The following is a 16,731-nucleotide window of genomic DNA, read 5'->3' on the forward strand; positions in this document are numbered from 1 at the left end:
AAATTAGTCCTCTAAAGAAAGATGTGCTGTGGCAAGCATTGGCTTTAGTCGGGCAAGAAGCCAGATACTAAAGATTGCACTAAGTACAGCTGTAATAATAAATAGTATTTTAATATCAATTTTTAAAACACTTAAGATTAAGATTGAAAAAACTGCAGAAGAAACCATGAATACAGCATTTAAAATGTTGTTTGCTGCTACAACACGAGCACGATGTGAACGTGGTGAGTAAGCCTGCATCATGGCATATAAAGGAACAATGTAAAAACCACCGCTAATTCCCAATAAAGTCACCGCTAACATGACGTGGTAGTAAACCCAGCCTTGAGTGAAAATATCTTTTAAAGTCAGTAATGCTCCAGTTCGTTCAGGTACAAAAGCTAAACTGGCGGCAAGGTAAAGCGCAAAAACAGTAAGACCAATTGCACCGATCGGTACCATTTTAATATTAATTTCCGAACCGCCAATCTTTCGGCAAAGCAGTGAACCAATACCAATTCCTACTGAGAAGAAAGTCAGCAAAAGGCTAACGACATTTTCTGATGCATGCAGATTTTGTTGGGTCAGCTGCGGAATTTGAGTTAAATAAGTCGCTCCATAAAACCAGTACCATGAGTTGCCTAGCAAAATAGTAAATACTAACGGTAAGCTTTTAGCATATTTAATCGTTTGGAAACTGGTACGAATAAAATTCCAATCAATATCTAAGTCAGGCGCGGCAACTTTTTGTGGCAAAATGAAGCGACTAAATAAATAGCCTATGCAAGCAATAGCCACTACGGTGATACTAATCCACAATAAATTTCCATCTGATGAGGCAATTACGGCACCACCCAAGATCATACCGAACAAGATTGCCATGGATGTGCCAGATTGAAATAGCGCATTACCTGACATTAACTCATTCGGTTTTAAGATTTCAGGCAAAATTGCGTATTTAATGGGACCGAAGAATGTCGAATGTGTACCCATTAAAAATAAAGCGAAAAGAAGTAGCCATAAGTGCCCCAACATGAAACCAGCAGTACCGATGAGCATAATGATGATTTCTAAAATTTTAATGCCACGGACGAGTTGAGAACGCTCATATTTATCTGCAATTTGCCCAGCAGTTGCCGAAAAAAAGAAATACGGCAAAATAAATAAGAGGGCTGCCAAATTATTAAGTGTGCTTACAGGAGCAGATTGTTGCTGAATCCATCCATAAGTAATCACCAATAATAAAGCTTGCTTAAAAACGTTATCATTTAATGCGCCAAAAAACTGGGTAAAAAACATCGGTACAAACCGACGTGAGGTCATCAGGTGCTCATCTTGTTTCATCATGTGCAAACTTCATTGTGTTTTATAAAAAAATGTGACCGAGTGTTAATTTGCATCGAAAACCATGTATGATATTTTTAACGCTTGATTAAATGAAAAATCAATGGTTTTGAGTGAGTTTTACACTTACCTTGGTGCGTTTTATTAAAAAATAAGTCTAGAGTTTTCTATGCCTTCTAAAATTAAGTTTAAACAGTCAACTCTCTCACATTCTATGCATTTAATTTTAAAAATGCAGGGCATTCCTAAACTTATTTGTAGCAGCTTGTTGTTAAGTGTTTGTGTAACGCCAAGTTTTGCTCAAACTTCTGTTGAGAATAGTTCATCCACTTTAAACCAGACTGTATCTGATGAGTCAACTGAACAATTAGCTCAGACTAATCAACAATACTCCGCTCCAGTTACAGATATTGCTACACTTGTAACCCAAGCTCAGCAGCAACAAGATAGCTTGGCTATATTGCAACAACAAGAACAATTTCCAAATCAAATTGATGAATTTAAGCCAATTACTCTTGATAATCTTGAAGATTTACCCGACTTGCCTGTTGATCAAAACATGGCAAATGAAATTTATAGGGTAGCGGAAGAAGCTAAAAGTGAAGCACAGAACTTTCAAAATGGGGCACAAAAACAGCCTGAAGTTACTGTAAGCGATGCAACTCAATCTGAATTAAATCAAATTAATCAGGCACCTGTAAATATTGATCAGCTCATGCAGGAGATTAAATCTGATAGTAAGATTGTTGTCGAAGCCAATGAGACTGGGAAAACACTACCTGAATTAACGCCAGAAGTTGAAGAACCGCCTGAACAAGCTGGCTTCTTTAAACGTATTTTAAATAAAGTGCGTCCGCCGCGTGCAATTCCAATGGAGCAAGTACCGCGTATTAGTGCAGAAGTGGAAGGCGCTTCAGATGTGCTGGCTAAAAATATTAAAGGTAAATTATCAACCTTTACGCAAGAGTCTTTTGAAGACTTTAATGCTGCTTTACCTCAGCTTAGAACATTGAGTAATCAAGCTGCTCAAGCTGTTGGTTATTATAATGCTGAGTTTAAATTTGAAAAATTAAGTCCGACTCGGGTACGTGTCCGAGTTACACCAAATGAACCAGTACGGATTAATGAGCAAAATATTGAATTTACAGGCCCAGGTGAAAAGCAGCCACAATTTCAGGTTATTCGTTTAGTTCCTGATCAAGATGTCGGTGATATCTTTAACCATGGTTTATATGAAACCACAAAAAGCCGTATTGTCGATGCAGCATCTGATAATGGTTATTTTGATGCCTATTGGCGACTGCACGACGTGAAAGTGAGTCAGCCAGAAAATAAGGCTGATATTAATTTACGCTACGAGACAGGCGAGCGTTATAAATTAGATAAGGTCGAGTTTCGTATGAGTGATCCATCGAAACCTTTGCCATTAAATCAAAATATATTAGAAAGTATGGCACCTTGGAAAGAGGGTGATGACTATGCCTTCTGGCGTGTGAATGTGTTAGCAAACAATCTAACCAACTCACGTTATTTTAATTACACTTTGGTTGATAGTATCAAACCAGATCCGATTGAAAAGCCACTTGAGCTACCGCCAGATTTACAAGCTTTGGTCGATGAACAAAACATCGATGTTGATGAGTCTAATTTACTATCACCAGAACAACGACAACTTGCTAAAGCGCGTCAATTAGCGACATCGAATAAAGAAGTTACACAAAACGTAGTAGATGAAAAACAGTTTGCTGGCACACAAAATGCAAAAGAGGCAGAGCCTCAAACAGCGATGTTGCAAAGTGCAGCAGTTCCACAAGACGAACAAGAAACAGAACAAGACCGTTTACAAGCCCAAGCCAGAGAAACAAAAAGAATTCCGGTTATTGTGACTTTAAATGCAGATAAGCTAAATAGTTTGGAAACTGGTATTGGTTACGGCACCGATACGGGTGCGCGTCTACGTAGTCAGTATCGCCGTTCTATTGTAAATAAGTATGGTCATTCTTTTGATGCCAACTTGGAAGTCTCACAAATTCGTCAATCTATTGATGGTCGATATAGTATTCCTTATAAACACCCGTTAAATGACTATTTTAATATTGTGGGCGGATATGAGCGTGAAACACGTGATGATATTGGCCCAGATGTAAGTCTGTTAACTGAATCTGCTGTTGTGGGTGGCGAGCGCGTAATCAAACGTCCATTAGGAAATTGGCAACATACTATTGGGGTCCGTTATCGTTTAGACCGTTTGACCCAACAAGGGGATGTTGATATTTCTGAGTTACCGGATGCATTTAAAACGGCTGCATCTGAGCAAGAAGCATTATTATTTAGTTACGAAACATCTAAAACTTCGAGTAATACACGTTTAAACCCAACCAAAGCTTTTAAACAAACCTATAAATTAGAACTAGGTAGCGAGAGTTTACTGTCTGATGCCAATATGGCAATTGCGAGTGCAGGTTGGAGATTTATTTATTCTCTAGGTGAAAATGATGATCACCAATTCGTTGGAAGATCTGATCTTAGCTACATCTTTACGGATGACTTTGATAAAGTTCCGTACAATCTTAGATTCTTTACGGGTGGTGACCAAACAATTCGTGGATTTGACTATAAGAGTCTTTCTCCAGAAGTAGATGGATATAAAATTGGGGGCCAAGCTTTAGCTGTAGGTTCTTTAGAATATAATTATCAGTTCAAAGATGGATGGCGAGCAGCCGTTTTCTCTGACTTTGGTAATGCTTACGATAAAGACTTTAATAATCCGGCAGCTTATAGCGTTGGGGTGGGAATTCGCTGGAAGTCTCCAATCGGGCCAATCCGTTTAGATGTCGCTTCGGGTATTTCAGATGAAAATCATCCGATTCGTCTACATTTCTTTATAGGCCCACAACTTTAAAAATAAAATTTTATTAGGTTTATTTTATGGCGGAAGTAGAACAGCAGCCCACTTCGGCACCTAGCTCTCCTAAGAAGAAGCGTCGCATTTTGCGTAGCTTCTTGCTGACGATATTGATCATATTGTTATTGTTGGCTTCTTCGTTGGTCATTATGATGTCAACAGATCGCGGAAGTCGTTTTTTATTAGATCGGGTTTTAGAAGCTCAGAAAATAATTAAATATGAATATGAAGGCGGCAACTTACTGCGGGGCATCATCCTTAAAAATGTATTGGTGCAATTAAAGGAAGTCGATGTCTCATTAGATCGAGCTGATGTAGGCTTAGGATGGCGCTCTTTATTATTAGAAAAAGAAGTGCATTTAAGCCATGCGGATGTACGTAATCTACGCATCATTGATAAAATGCCATCCTCAGATGAGCCATTCCAATTTAAACCAATTAAATTACCTTTTGTCTTGCGGGTAAATGAAGGGGATGTTGATCATTTAGAGATTAAACTAGCAACCTCAGATATAAGTTTTCATGACGTTCATTTGCAAGATGCACTTTGGTCAGAAACCAAACTAGAGTTTGAAAAATCCAGTATGGATATGGGTTATCTCTCAGTTCATAACGCGACAGGGAAAATGGATTTTAGTGGTAAATATCCATTAAATGCTACGGCGGATTTAAGAATCCCATCTTTAAACAGTTTAAATATTCAAAATATTAAAGTTGCAGCTCGCGGAAGTTTAGATACTTTAAAAGCTGGTGTAGCAACAACTACTCCTGATCTATTGACGGGTTGGGTTGTACTGCATCCTGTTCGCGATGAAGTTCCAATGCAGGGAGAATTATTGCTAAAAAACTATCACTTACCTTTGCTAGAAGAGCAGAAACTCTTTGCAAAAAATGGTGTGATCAAGTTTCAAGGTGATATTAAACAACTTAATTTGGCACTTGATACAGATTTAAAAGGTGAAAATTTACCTGAAGGTCAGTACAACGCTTTAATGAATACTGATTTGGTTCATCAGCTTAATATTACTAATTTTAACGGCCAAGTTATGAAAGGTGCCGTTAACCTTAAAGGTTTAGTGAATTGGAAAGATCATGTTACTTGGGATATTAAAGGCCGTTTAGATCACCTTAATCCTAAAGACAAAGCAATTCCTCAGGTGGTTCAAGACTTTTTACCGCCAAGTTTAGATGCGGCTGTTGCCTCAACTGGGTCTTTGGAAAAAGGTACAGAAGTATTTGCTAACATTGACTTTGACCGGTATGAGTCGTGGAAACTCAAACTTAATCAGGCTCCGGAAAAGAATAATAAACCTCAACCGATGCTCATGAATGTAGCTTGGACGAAAATAGACCGTGCAATGCCTTATATTGGATGGTTAAGCAGTGATAAGGGGCAAGTCGATTTAACATTACGTGACGGTCAGCAAGATATTAAAGTTGCAACAAAAGTATATCAGCATGAAAAAACTTTATTGCCAGCAGGACAATATCTAGCCAATTTAAATGTTAAAGATAATATCTTAAATGTTCCTAATTTTAGTTTCACTGCTGAAAAAGGTAGCTTAACGGGTCAGGCTAAAGTTTTATTACCTACTGAAAAACGTCAGCTCGCTTGGAATGCTTTGTTAAATGCAAAAGATTTTAATCCGCAAAGTATTCAGGCCGCAGCGCCAGTTAATTTGTTAAATGGTTCAATTAAGGCAAATGGTTTTGCTAAACCAAATCAGCAAATTATCCAATTTGAGAAAATTGATTTAACGGGTCGATTGGCTCAAGCAGGTCAAGAAACTGTAAGTTTAGGTGGAAAAAGTACTGCTGCATTATTATTTCATGATGTGAAAGCTGGTGGCGGGTTTAAAGGCTTTGCAGTTAATTATGACGGGTCTTTAAAAGCCTTAAAACAAGCAAATGGTTTGTTGAAGTTTTCTATAGCCGGCACACCGGATTTTATTCGAATTAGCCAATTACAACACGATGGTGTGGCTGGGAAAATCTATGCTACTGGTTCTGTAAATTTAAAAGACCGTATCGCATGGGATATTAATAGTTCATTGGTACGCTTTAAACCTCAATATTTTGCCTCAACTGTTAAAGGTGAAATTTCAGGGAATCTGAAAACTCAAGGGGTTTGGTCTGATCACTTGAAGCGAATTAATATTCAGCAATTGAATCTTGCAGGCTTTTTAAATAATAAACCTGTTCGAGGTAAAGGTAATCTATCTCTATTGATGGATTCCAATCAAAATGGCTTTTTACCTCAGCAGTTTGAAGCAAATAACTTATTTTTAGTGTATGGGCAGAACCAGTTACAAGCTACGGGCAATGCACAAAATCTAAAAATTAAGCTGAATGCACCAGCACTCTACGAGTTATATCCAGGGCTGCGTGGTCGAGCTTATGGTGATCTGAATGTTCAATCACAACCACGTTTAAAAGCAACAGCAAATATTGCAGTAGATAATTTTGCTTTTAATACACTAGTCAGCGTAAAGAGATTGAGTATTCAAGGTGAGCTTCCAACTTCGGAAACAACACCGACTCAATTAACCGCAAAATTAGATAATTTGCGTAGCGGAAATAGACAAATCCAGTCTGCGGAAGTGAATTTAACAGGAACAAGAAAAGCGCATTTATTGAAACTACTCGGCAATAATAGTATTTCTAAATTCTATGTTCAGTTAGCTGGCGGTTTTAACCAAAATAATGATTGGTTAGGACAAATCCAAAAAGGAAGTTTTGATTCAAGACGTATCCGTCTGGCACAAAATCAAAATGCTCCAGTAATTTTTTCTTCTGCTAAGTCTGAGCTATATGTGGGTCAACATTGCTGGCAAAGTACTAACAGTCAACTCTGTTTCGATCAGCCGGTACGAGTGAGTAAAGCACGAGGTAATGTTTCCTTTGTAACTCAGAACATGGATTTAAGCGACTTCGCGGCATTTATGCCAGAAGGTTTGGCAATGACTGGACAATTAAATGGCTATGCCAAGGCATCATGGGTAAATGGTGGTAATCCAAAACTTGATGCACGTTTAATTACGCGTAAAGGTGAAATTGGTTTAGCCGCTGAAGATCCGCAAGATCCTGCAACTACTCTGGCTTATGATGAGTTGGGTGTGATTGCAAAAAGTGTATCAGAAGGGCTGTTATTCCGAGTTGATGTTAAAACACCTGATATTGGTACGGGTTATGCGAACGTTATTGTTAATCCATTCCAGTCATCAATGCCAATGCATGGTGAGGTGGCTTTTAATGATGTTCAATTAAAAGTCTTAAAACCATTTATCCAAGATGTCCGTTCAATGAGTGGTACCTTAGCCTTGGCAGGTAAAATCAACGGTACGTTAACTCAACCTCAGTTTACTGGTGAAATGCGTCTGAAAAATGGTGCAATCAGTATGATTTCTTTGCCAGTTAATTTAACCAATGTTCAGGTTTACTCATCAATTCGTCAAGATATGGCAACAATTGATGGAGCATTTAACAGTGGACAAGGTGTGGGTTTACTTAAAGGTAGTTTTGAATGGAAAGATGCACCACGCCTTCAATTAAATCTGAAAGGTGATAATTTATTGGTGCGTCAAGCTCCATTAATTACCGCGATTGCTAACCCGAACCTGACACTTGATATGTATCCTTTTGATAAGCGATTAAGTTTAAAAGGATCCGTAGATGTTCCTCGCGCACGTATTTCAATGCCAGAAACAACTGCACCAATTATTAATACCTCATCAGATGTTCGTATCGTACGCCAAGGTCAAGACCCACTTGCAATTTTACGGGCTGCTAAACCTTGGGATATTCGAGCTGATATTTCTGTTAATATTGGAAAACAAGTGATATTCCAAGGCTTTAACAGTAATATTCCATTAGTTGGCCGTCTAAACTTAAGCCAACGTGGCTTTGAGACGGCAATGAGGGCTAACGGCGCGATTGGTGTTAGCCAAAAAGTGAAAATTGAAGCTTATGGACAAAGTCTAGACTTGAACCGAGCAATTGCCCGTTTTAATGGACCATTGGCAAACCCGACTTTAGATATCGATGCGAATAAAAATGTTCAAGGTAGTATGGTTGGTGTTCGTGTGACAGGTACGGCGACATCACCAAACATTCAGGTTTATAACGATGCAGGTCTATCTGAACAAGAAGCATTAAATGCGCTTGTTACTGGACGTATTAATGAAGGTTCGAGTGGCTTGAGTAATGCAGAGGGCTTTAAATCTGATGTAAACAACACCATTGCGGCTGCAGGTATTAGTATGGGCTTAGGTGGTACACGTGCTTTAACGAATCAGATTGGACGTACGTTTGGTTTGAGCGGCCTTGCTTTAGATGCACAGGGTACAGGTGATGATACGCAAGTGAGTTTAACGGGTTATATCACACCAGATCTGTTTATTCGTTATGGTGTCGGAGTGTTTACGCCAGTAAATAAACTCACTTTACGTTATCAAATGAATCGACGTTTATATCTAGAAGCGAGTCAGTCTTTAGAAAGAGCAATCGACCTTTTCTATAACTGGCGTTTTTAGTGGGTGGAAATCAAGCATTAAAAGTACGTTAGTATCGGAAATGCCTTAATGGGTTTCAATACGACTCATAAATAAAAAGCTCACCTCAAGTGGGCTTTTTATTTGATAACATCTTCATAAGACTTAAAAAATTGAATATTTATCTTATACACGATCCATTCTCTTTTACGTCCGTAAACCTTGATCAGGCTTATGATTAAAGAAAATTCACTTGAAAATTGCTGTTTTATAAATTAGTTTTCAGAATTATCAAACGAAATTAAATTAATAATACCTTGTTGATAAGTGCAAATAAGGTAATTTTTCAAGGATATACTAGTGAAAATAGATACTTGTGTTGAAATTAAACATAGCAAGGAAAGCGATACAAATATTAAATATCGTGAGCTAATTCAAAAGTTAACAGCAACATTGTCATTGACGCTTTTATCATTGGGATGGGGCTCCGCCGTAAATGCCGCACAACAACAAATTGCTTTAGTCGGAACATGGACATCAATTCCTGATGCGCCACTTGTGCAAAAACCAAAACAAGCCAGTGAAGGTTTGTATCAGCTTAAAGTAAATAGCGATGGAACTTTAACTCCAGTTAATGTGTTGAAAATGAAAAGTCCTTCTTGGATTGTGAAGTCGAAAGATGGGCGTTTTGCATATACCACTAATGAAGAAAATGAAGGAGCGGTGACTGCATTATCAATTCAAAATGGAAAGGTAGAAGTATTGAACACTGTGGATAGCCATGGTGGGCACCCAACACATGCATCAATCAGTTTAGACGGTAAATTCCTGTTTGTATCGAACTATTCGGCATTTGATAAAGGTCGTGGTGGTGTGGCTGTTTTACCAATTTTACCAAATGGCCACTTAGGTCAAAAAGTACAAAATATTGTTTTTAACGAAGGTTCTGGTCACGTCAAAGGTCGTCAGGACAGTGGTCATGCACATTCGACAACCTTCAGCCCAGACGGTAAGTATCTATATGCTAGCGATCTTGGAAATGACAAAATCTACACCTTCCGTTATAACCCTAACAAGCCTCAACCACTCGAAGCGGATAGCACTCGAGATGTGACTTTTACCCATGGTTCTGGCCCACGCCATATGGTCTTTTCACCAAATGGCAAACAAGCGTACGTTACCGCAGAAATGCGGAGTGAGATTGTGACATTTAACGTGCAAGATGGTCATTTGAAAAAAGTGGCTGAGCTGAAACTGATCCATGAGGACAAAACACCTGAATTTAAGAGCGCGAGTGGAATTATTCTTAGTCCAAATGGTAAATATGTGATTGCTGCCAATCGGGGGGCGGACAATAAACTCTTGGTATTTAAAATCCAACAGAGTGGATTGCTTGGTAAACCAGCAGTTTATAAAGCCAATGGTATTGAACCACGCGCGTTCTCATTTGATGCATCTGGTAAATATCTATATGTGACCAATGTTTTTAGTAATAACATTAGTTTATTCCGTTTTGACGAAAAAAATGGCACCTTAAAACCAGCTGGCGATGCAGCAAAAATATCAACACCTACGGATATTAAGTTCTTTAATTAATCCGAATCATGAAACTGGCATTTCTAGTGCCTGAAATAAAAGACCGAGGTTGTGCTATCTCGGTTTTTTTATAGCAGTTTTTGCAAAAATGATGATTTTCCGTATGATATGAACAGCAATAATTAGTGTAGTGAAGTGATGAAAAAGATTTTATTGATTGCAGTGAGTTTGTTCTTTGTCGGTTGTTCAGAAAAGAAGCCGTTAACACCAGAAGAGCAGTGGCACGGCTTTTGTACTAGCGTAGGAAATGCAGCTAGAAGTATTGTTTTTGATCGTCAACAAGCTATTGAAAAAACTCAGGCTATCGAGCATGCAAATAAGATTGAAGATGAGATAACTAAAAAATTCATTCTTAATATTATTGAGAAAGTTTACGCAATTCCAAAAGAAGAACTGACAAAAGATTCTCAAGCAATTCAAGAAAAAGTTAGAAAGCAAATGATGGATGAATGTTTGGCAACACCGCATGACAAAATGCCAAAATATAAATCGTTCTAATTGAAGATCAGATTATTGAATTCTATCCAGCTAAAGCTCTTTTTGCTCAAAAATAGTTCAAGTTTGCCCAATATGCTCATTATTTGTACATGGGTATTTAGATACAAAATAATGGGCATCACGGAGAAACACCCCGCGCTCATTAACTTTTACCTTGAACTCTAGTAAACTTTTGTAGTCCATATTACTTGTGAAGCTTTTAAGAAAGCTGGAATTTGCAAGTAATTTTTCAAAAAAAGAGGAATGAACACCGTGCTAGAAGCTTACCGCCAACACGTTGAAGAACGTGCCGCACTCGGAGTCCCACCGAAGCCACTTGATGACGCTCAAACAGCTCAGCTTGTTGAATTACTAAAAAATCCACCAGCAGGCGAAGAAGCGTTCTTGGTTGATTTGCTTGAAAACCGTGTTCCTGCAGGTGTTGACCAAGCAGCTTACGTAAAGGCAGCGTTCTTGGCAGCGATTGCAAAAGGCGAAGCAACTTCACCACTCGTTTCTAAAGAACGTGCAGTTTACTTACTCGGTACTATGTTAGGTGGTTATAACGTAGCACCACTTGTTGAGCTTCTTGACAATGCTGAACTTGCAGGCTTAGCCGCTGAAGCATTAAAGAAAACTCTTCTTGTATTTGATGCTTTCCATGACGTAGCAGATAAAGCAAAAGCTGGTAATGAAGCTGCTAAAGCTGTTTTACAATCTTGGGCTGAAGCAGAATGGTTCACTAGCCGTCCTGACGTTCCAGAAGAAATCAAAATCACTGTGTTCAAAGTAACAGGTGAAACAAACACTGATGACTTGTCTCCAGCTCAAGATGCTTGGAGCCGTCCAGACATTCCATTACACGCAAATGCGATGTTGAAAAACGAGCGTGATGGTATCAACCCTGAAAAACCAGGTGAAGTTGGTCCATTAAGCCAAATTAAAGAACTTATCGCGAAAGGCAATCAAGTTGCTTACGTAGGTGACGTTGTTGGTACGGGTTCAAGCCGTAAGTCTGCAACTAACTCTGTTCTTTGGTTCTTTGGTGATGAACTTCCACACATCCCAAACAAAAAAGATGGTGGTGTGTGCTTAGGTTCTAAGATCGCTCCAATTTTCTTTAACACTATGGAAGATGCAGGTGCATTACCTGTAGAAATCGACGTTGCTAACATGAACATGGGCGACGAAGTAGTATTGAAGATTGACCACGCTGCTGCAAAAGTAACTGCTTTTAAAGATGGCGTACAAATCTCTGAAGCAGAACTTAAAACTCCTGTACTTTTAGACGAAGTACGTGCTGGTGGTCGTATTAACTTGATCATTGGTCGTGGTTTAACTGCTAAAGCACGTGAAGAATTAGGTCTTGCACCGTCTACATTGTTCCGTACTCCAGTACAACCTGCTGACACTGGCAAAGGCTTCACACAAGCTCAAAAAATGGTTGGCCGCGCATGTGGTTTACCAGAAGGCCAAGGTATCCGTCCAGGAACTTACTGTGAACCTAAAATGACAACTGTTGGTTCTCAAGATACAACAGGTCCAATGACTCGTGATGAGTTAAAAGACTTAGCGTGCTTGGGCTTCTCAGCTGACTTAGTGATGCAGTCTTTCTGTCACACTGCTGCGTATCCAAAACCAGTTGATGTAACAACTCACCATACATTACCTGACTTCATCATGAACCGTGGTGGTGTATCTCTACGTCCAGGCGACGGTATTATCCACTCTTGGTTAAACCGTATGTTACTTCCAGATACAGTAGGTACTGGTGGTGACTCGCATACTCGTTTCCCAATCGGTATTTCATTCCCAGCGGGTTCAGGTCTTGTTGCGTTCGCAGCAGCAACTGGTGTTATGCCACTTGATATGCCTGAGTCTGTACTTGTTAAGTTCAAAGGTAAAATGCAACCTGGTATCACTTTACGTGACCTTGTACATGCAATTCCTTACTATGCAATTCAAGCGGGTGATTTAACTGTAGAGAAGAAAGGTAAGAAAAACATCTTCTCTGGTCGTATACTTGAGATCGATTTATCAGAAATGGAAAATGACTTGACTGTTGAGCAAGCATTCGAACTTTCTGATGCGTCAGCTGAACGTTCTGCTGCAGGCTGTTCAATCACACTTTCTGAAGAGAAAGTTGCTGAATACCTACGTTCTAACATCACTATGTTGAAGTGGATGATTGCAGAAGGTTATGGTGATGCACGTACACTTGCTCGTCGTGCTGAAAACATGCAGAAGTGGTTAGATAACCCAAGCTTGTTAAAAGCGGATGCGGATGCTGAATACTTAAAAGTTTACGAAATCGATCTAGCTGACATCAAAGAACCAATTCTTTGCTGCCCGAACGATCCAGATGATGCGAAACTTCTTTCTGATGTTCAAGGTGACAAGATTGATGAAGTATTCATCGGTTCTTGTATGACGAACATCGGTCACTTCCGTGCAGCTGGTCAGTTACTTGACAAAGTACCTGGTGGTTCATTGTCTACTCGTTTATGGTTGGCTCCACCAACTCGTATGGACGAGCATCAATTAATGGAAGAAGGCTTGTACAACATCTATGGCCGTGCTGGTGCACGTACAGAGATGCCTGGTTGTTCATTATGTATGGGTAACCAAGCACGTGTAGCGCCGAACACAACATGTGTATCGACTTCTACTCGTAACTTCCCGAACCGTTTAGGTCAAGGTGCAAACGTTTACTTAGCGTCTGCTGAGCTTGCATCTGTAGCTGCGGTTCTTGGTAAATTACCAAGCCCAGAAGAATATCAACAGTACGCGTCGCAAATCGACAGCGCTTCTGCTGACATCTACAAATACTTAAACTTTGACAAGATGAGTGAATATACTAAAGAAGCTGATCAAGTTGATACTAAGAAAATCCAAGCTGCTCAATTGACTTAATATGTCGATTTAGTACAAAAAAGGAGCTGATTATTCAGCTCCTTTTTTATTTAAATGAGACTTTATACATAATTAGTTTTAAAAATAATAAATAGATCAAATTTTATTTAATGAAAATGTAAAAATAAATATTACTCTAGATATTAAAACGTTTTTTGCTTTAAAATAATTGAATGAACTTAATAATAATTAAAAAAAATATGAGTATTTTATATAGGGAACTTAAGAATGTTAAAGACAATTGTTGAATTTAAATTTGATGATTATCAATTATATGATCAAAAATCTTATGCTAATGAAGGTGGTATTTTAGTTCAAAAAACTGAAGATATTGCGCAATATATTTTTAGTATATTAAAGAATAGATATCATTTAAATATAGAACTATATAGTGAGAAATGGGGGTGGCAAATTGAGATTCCACTACCTGAAATAACAATGTATCTTGGAATCAGCGTTTATGAAGAATATAGCAATGGATTCGCAATTTTTATTTCTCCAAATACTCCAATTTTAAGAAAATTTCTATTTAGAAAGCTTGATATTACTCATCATATTATGGTGCTGCAAAACTATATAAATATTATTTTAAAATCACATCCCGGCATCTACGATGTGATGTGGTGGGAAGAAAAAGAATTCCGGTGTGTAGCCGCGGATTGATGCACGAAGTAAAGTTTAAGCCTTAAATATGGATGTAAGTAAAAGCAAAAATTGTTAGAGACTATATTGGTGAATACAGACTAAGCGCTTACTATAACTACAATATCAAGTGGTCAGAGCCATATGCAAAATTCAGCTTTGAAGGGATTGCGTAAGTTTTTCTATAATAATCTTCATAACCATGACTGTGAAACTACGGTAAGTAAATGCATTAACTATTTTTTAGTTGTTTTAATTATTGGTAATGTCGCTGCGGTCTTATTGGAAACAGTAAATGATCTGTACACAAGTTATCGTATTTGGTTTGACTACTTTGAAAATATTTCTATCGCAATTTTTAGTATCGAATATTTATTAAGATTGTGGAGTATTGCTGATCGAGATACGACACAACCCTCATGGAAAATCCGCTTGAACTGGATGAAAAGCGGTGAAGCTATAATTGATTTGATGGCAATTTTACCGGCTTACCTAAATTTCTTTGTACGAATCGACCTTCGTATGCTTAGAATCTTACGTTTACTCCGCTTATTAAAATTAACACGCTATTTCATCTCGCTACAGATACTGTTATGCGTGATTAAACGTGAGAAAGGATCTTTTCAAGCCGTTATCTTTATTTTAATTATCATGATTATTATGACTGCTTCTGGAATTTACGTAGTTGAAAATAAAGCTCAGCCAGAAGCTTTTAGTTCAATACCTAAATCTATGTGGTGGGCAGTGGTTACCTTAACTACAGTAGGCTATGGTGATGTCACTCCGGTAACTAGCCTAGGAAAGTTATTAGGGGCGCTTATTACTATTTTGGGTGTAGGTATTGCAGCATTACCCGCAGGTATTTTGGCATCTGGACTCGCAAATGAGCTTAATCAACGTAATCAAAGATTAGAGCAAGAATTTCGTGAGTTACTTCAAGCACGAGGCATTGATATTTTACATGATGAAATTGAAATAGAACGAGTCCGTCAAAAAGTGGGATTACCCAAAGAGCAAGCGCATAACCTGATTATTCAAATTATGCGTGAAAAAGTATTAGAGGAAGATGAATCAGCTCGAGAGAAAAAATGTTATTGCCCACACTGTGGTGGAAAGCTAACTGATTAGAAAAATAAGTTAGCTTCACTCTTAATTAAGCTTTTTTACTGGCTTTTTCTACTGCAAATGCAATAAGTAAAATGATAAGACCGCCGAGACTTAAAACAAAACCCACCCAGATTGGTGCGATCCAACCCATTTGATGACTGAGCACCCAACCTCCTAAAAATGCACCTAAGGCATTGGCCATATTAAAGGCAGAGTGGTTAAGTGATGCTGCTAAAGTTTGAGCATCGCCCGCTACATCCATTAGACGAGTCTGTAATGCTCCACCTAATCCCATTACCGTGAGACCAATTAAGAATAAAGAGGCGATAGCAGTATAGATATTACTCATTAAGAAGCTAGCAACCACAAAAGCGATAGCTGAGCTAATTAATACGCCTATTATAGTTTTGTTGAGGTTCTTATCTGCAAGCCATCCTGCCGTTAGACCTCCAATAACCATACCAACACCCCAAATAGCCAAGGCAATTGGAACGATTTGGATATTAACTTGTGTATATTCAGTCAAAATTGGGGAAACGTAGCTATAAACAGAAAACATGCCACCAAAACCGATGGCGCCTACTGCTAGTGTTAACCACATATTGATATTTTTAAGGCCAGCTAATTCTGTTTTTATACTGGCAGTAGCTTGGACTGGAATATTAGGTACAAAGAAGCCAACAGCAATTAAAGTAACAAAAGCAATGGTGGCCGAAAATTCAAAACCTGCTCTCCAACCAAAGTTTTGACCTAACCAAGTTGCTAGAGGAACACCAATTACAGTTGCGACAGTAAGTCCCATCATCATTTGAGCAACAGCAGAAGCTCTTCTTGATGGACCCGCTAGTTCAGCTGCAACTAACGCACCGACTCCAAAATATGCTCCGTGTGGTAAACCAGCGATAAAACGTGAGATTAAGACAGTTTCAGGAGTATGAGCCAAAGCGGTACAAGCATTAGCAATTCCATAAAAAAGCATTAAGCCAAGTAATAAAGTTTTTCTAGGTACTTTGGCTCCAAGAATAGCGATAATAGGAGCACCAATAACTACCCCTAATGCGTAGGCACTAATAAAGTGGCCAGCTTCAGGTACTGTAATATGTAAATTATTTGCAATTTCCTGAATAAGTCCCATTGCGACAAATTCAGTGGTTCCAATACAAAAACCACCCACAGCGAGTGAGAAAATTGCTAAAAAGAGAGAATAATGTTGATGTTTAGAAAGAGGGGATTGCGGGGACGCCATAATAAGTTAAGGGAAAACACAAAAAAGAGAAG

The 16,731-nt window shown here is 38.5% G+C and carries 8 protein-coding genes and 2 pseudogenes; 8 read left to right on the forward strand and 2 right to left on the reverse strand.

The features are described from left to right. Positions 1-3: 3 nt before the first annotated feature. The gene (gene lplT, locus SOI81_RS06120; RefSeq protein WP_239976494.1) at positions 4-1,326 is read right to left on the reverse strand and encodes an MFS transporter; all 1,323 of its coding nucleotides are present in this window, start codon (positions 1,324-1,326) and stop codon (positions 4-6) included. Between the two features lie 166 nt (positions 1,327-1,492). Here lplT and SOI81_RS17460 point away from each other — a divergent pair. From SOI81_RS17460 to SOI81_RS06155, 8 genes and pseudogenes are all read left to right on the forward strand, one after another. Beyond that, positions 1,493-3,074, forward strand: a pseudogene (locus tag SOI81_RS17460) (POTRA domain-containing protein); the annotation flags it as partial. A gap of 251 nt (positions 3,075-3,325) precedes the next feature. Continuing rightward, positions 3,326-4,225, forward strand: a pseudogene (locus SOI81_RS17465) (autotransporter assembly complex protein TamA); the annotation flags it as partial. 26 nt (positions 4,226-4,251) lie between these two features. Next, positions 4,252-8,760: a translocation/assembly module TamB domain-containing protein gene (locus SOI81_RS06130; RefSeq protein ID WP_239976492.1), complete on the forward strand. Its 4,509-nt coding sequence runs from the start codon at positions 4,252-4,254 to the stop codon at positions 8,758-8,760. Between the two features lie 318 nt (positions 8,761-9,078). Next, positions 9,079-10,314 (forward strand): lactonase family protein, encoded by a 1,236-nt coding sequence (gene ykgB / locus SOI81_RS06135; protein ID WP_239976491.1) that lies wholly within the window; start codon positions 9,079-9,081, stop codon positions 10,312-10,314. A gap of 135 nt (positions 10,315-10,449) precedes the next feature. Then, positions 10,450-10,812, forward strand: a complete 363-nt coding sequence (locus SOI81_RS06140) for a hypothetical protein (protein ID WP_239976490.1) — start codon at positions 10,450-10,452, stop codon at positions 10,810-10,812. A 252-nt stretch (positions 10,813-11,064) separates the two neighbouring features. Then, positions 11,065-13,704 carry a bifunctional aconitate hydratase 2/2-methylisocitrate dehydratase gene (gene acnB / locus SOI81_RS06145; RefSeq protein ID WP_032035482.1) on the forward strand — a complete coding sequence of 880 codons (2,640 nt, stop codon included), beginning with the start codon at positions 11,065-11,067 and terminating at the stop codon, positions 13,702-13,704. A gap of 228 nt (positions 13,705-13,932) precedes the next feature. Beyond that, positions 13,933-14,367 carry a hypothetical protein gene (locus SOI81_RS06150; protein WP_320541386.1) on the forward strand — a complete coding sequence of 145 codons (435 nt, stop codon included), beginning with the start codon at positions 13,933-13,935 and terminating at the stop codon, positions 14,365-14,367. A gap of 123 nt (positions 14,368-14,490) precedes the next feature. After that, positions 14,491-15,474: an ion transporter gene (locus SOI81_RS06155; protein WP_320541387.1), complete on the forward strand. Its 984-nt coding sequence runs from the start codon at positions 14,491-14,493 to the stop codon at positions 15,472-15,474. 25 nt (positions 15,475-15,499) lie between these two features. On the opposite strand, the gene SOI81_RS06160 is transcribed toward SOI81_RS06155, so the two are convergent. Beyond that, positions 15,500-16,699, reverse strand: a complete 1,200-nt coding sequence (locus tag SOI81_RS06160; RefSeq protein ID WP_239976595.1) for an MFS transporter — start codon at positions 16,697-16,699, stop codon at positions 15,500-15,502. Positions 16,700-16,731: the final 32 nt, after the last annotated feature.

Origin of the sequence: Acinetobacter pittii, assembly GCF_034067285.1 — a bacterium.
Classification (GTDB): domain Bacteria; phylum Pseudomonadota; class Gammaproteobacteria; order Pseudomonadales; family Moraxellaceae; genus Acinetobacter; species Acinetobacter pittii_E.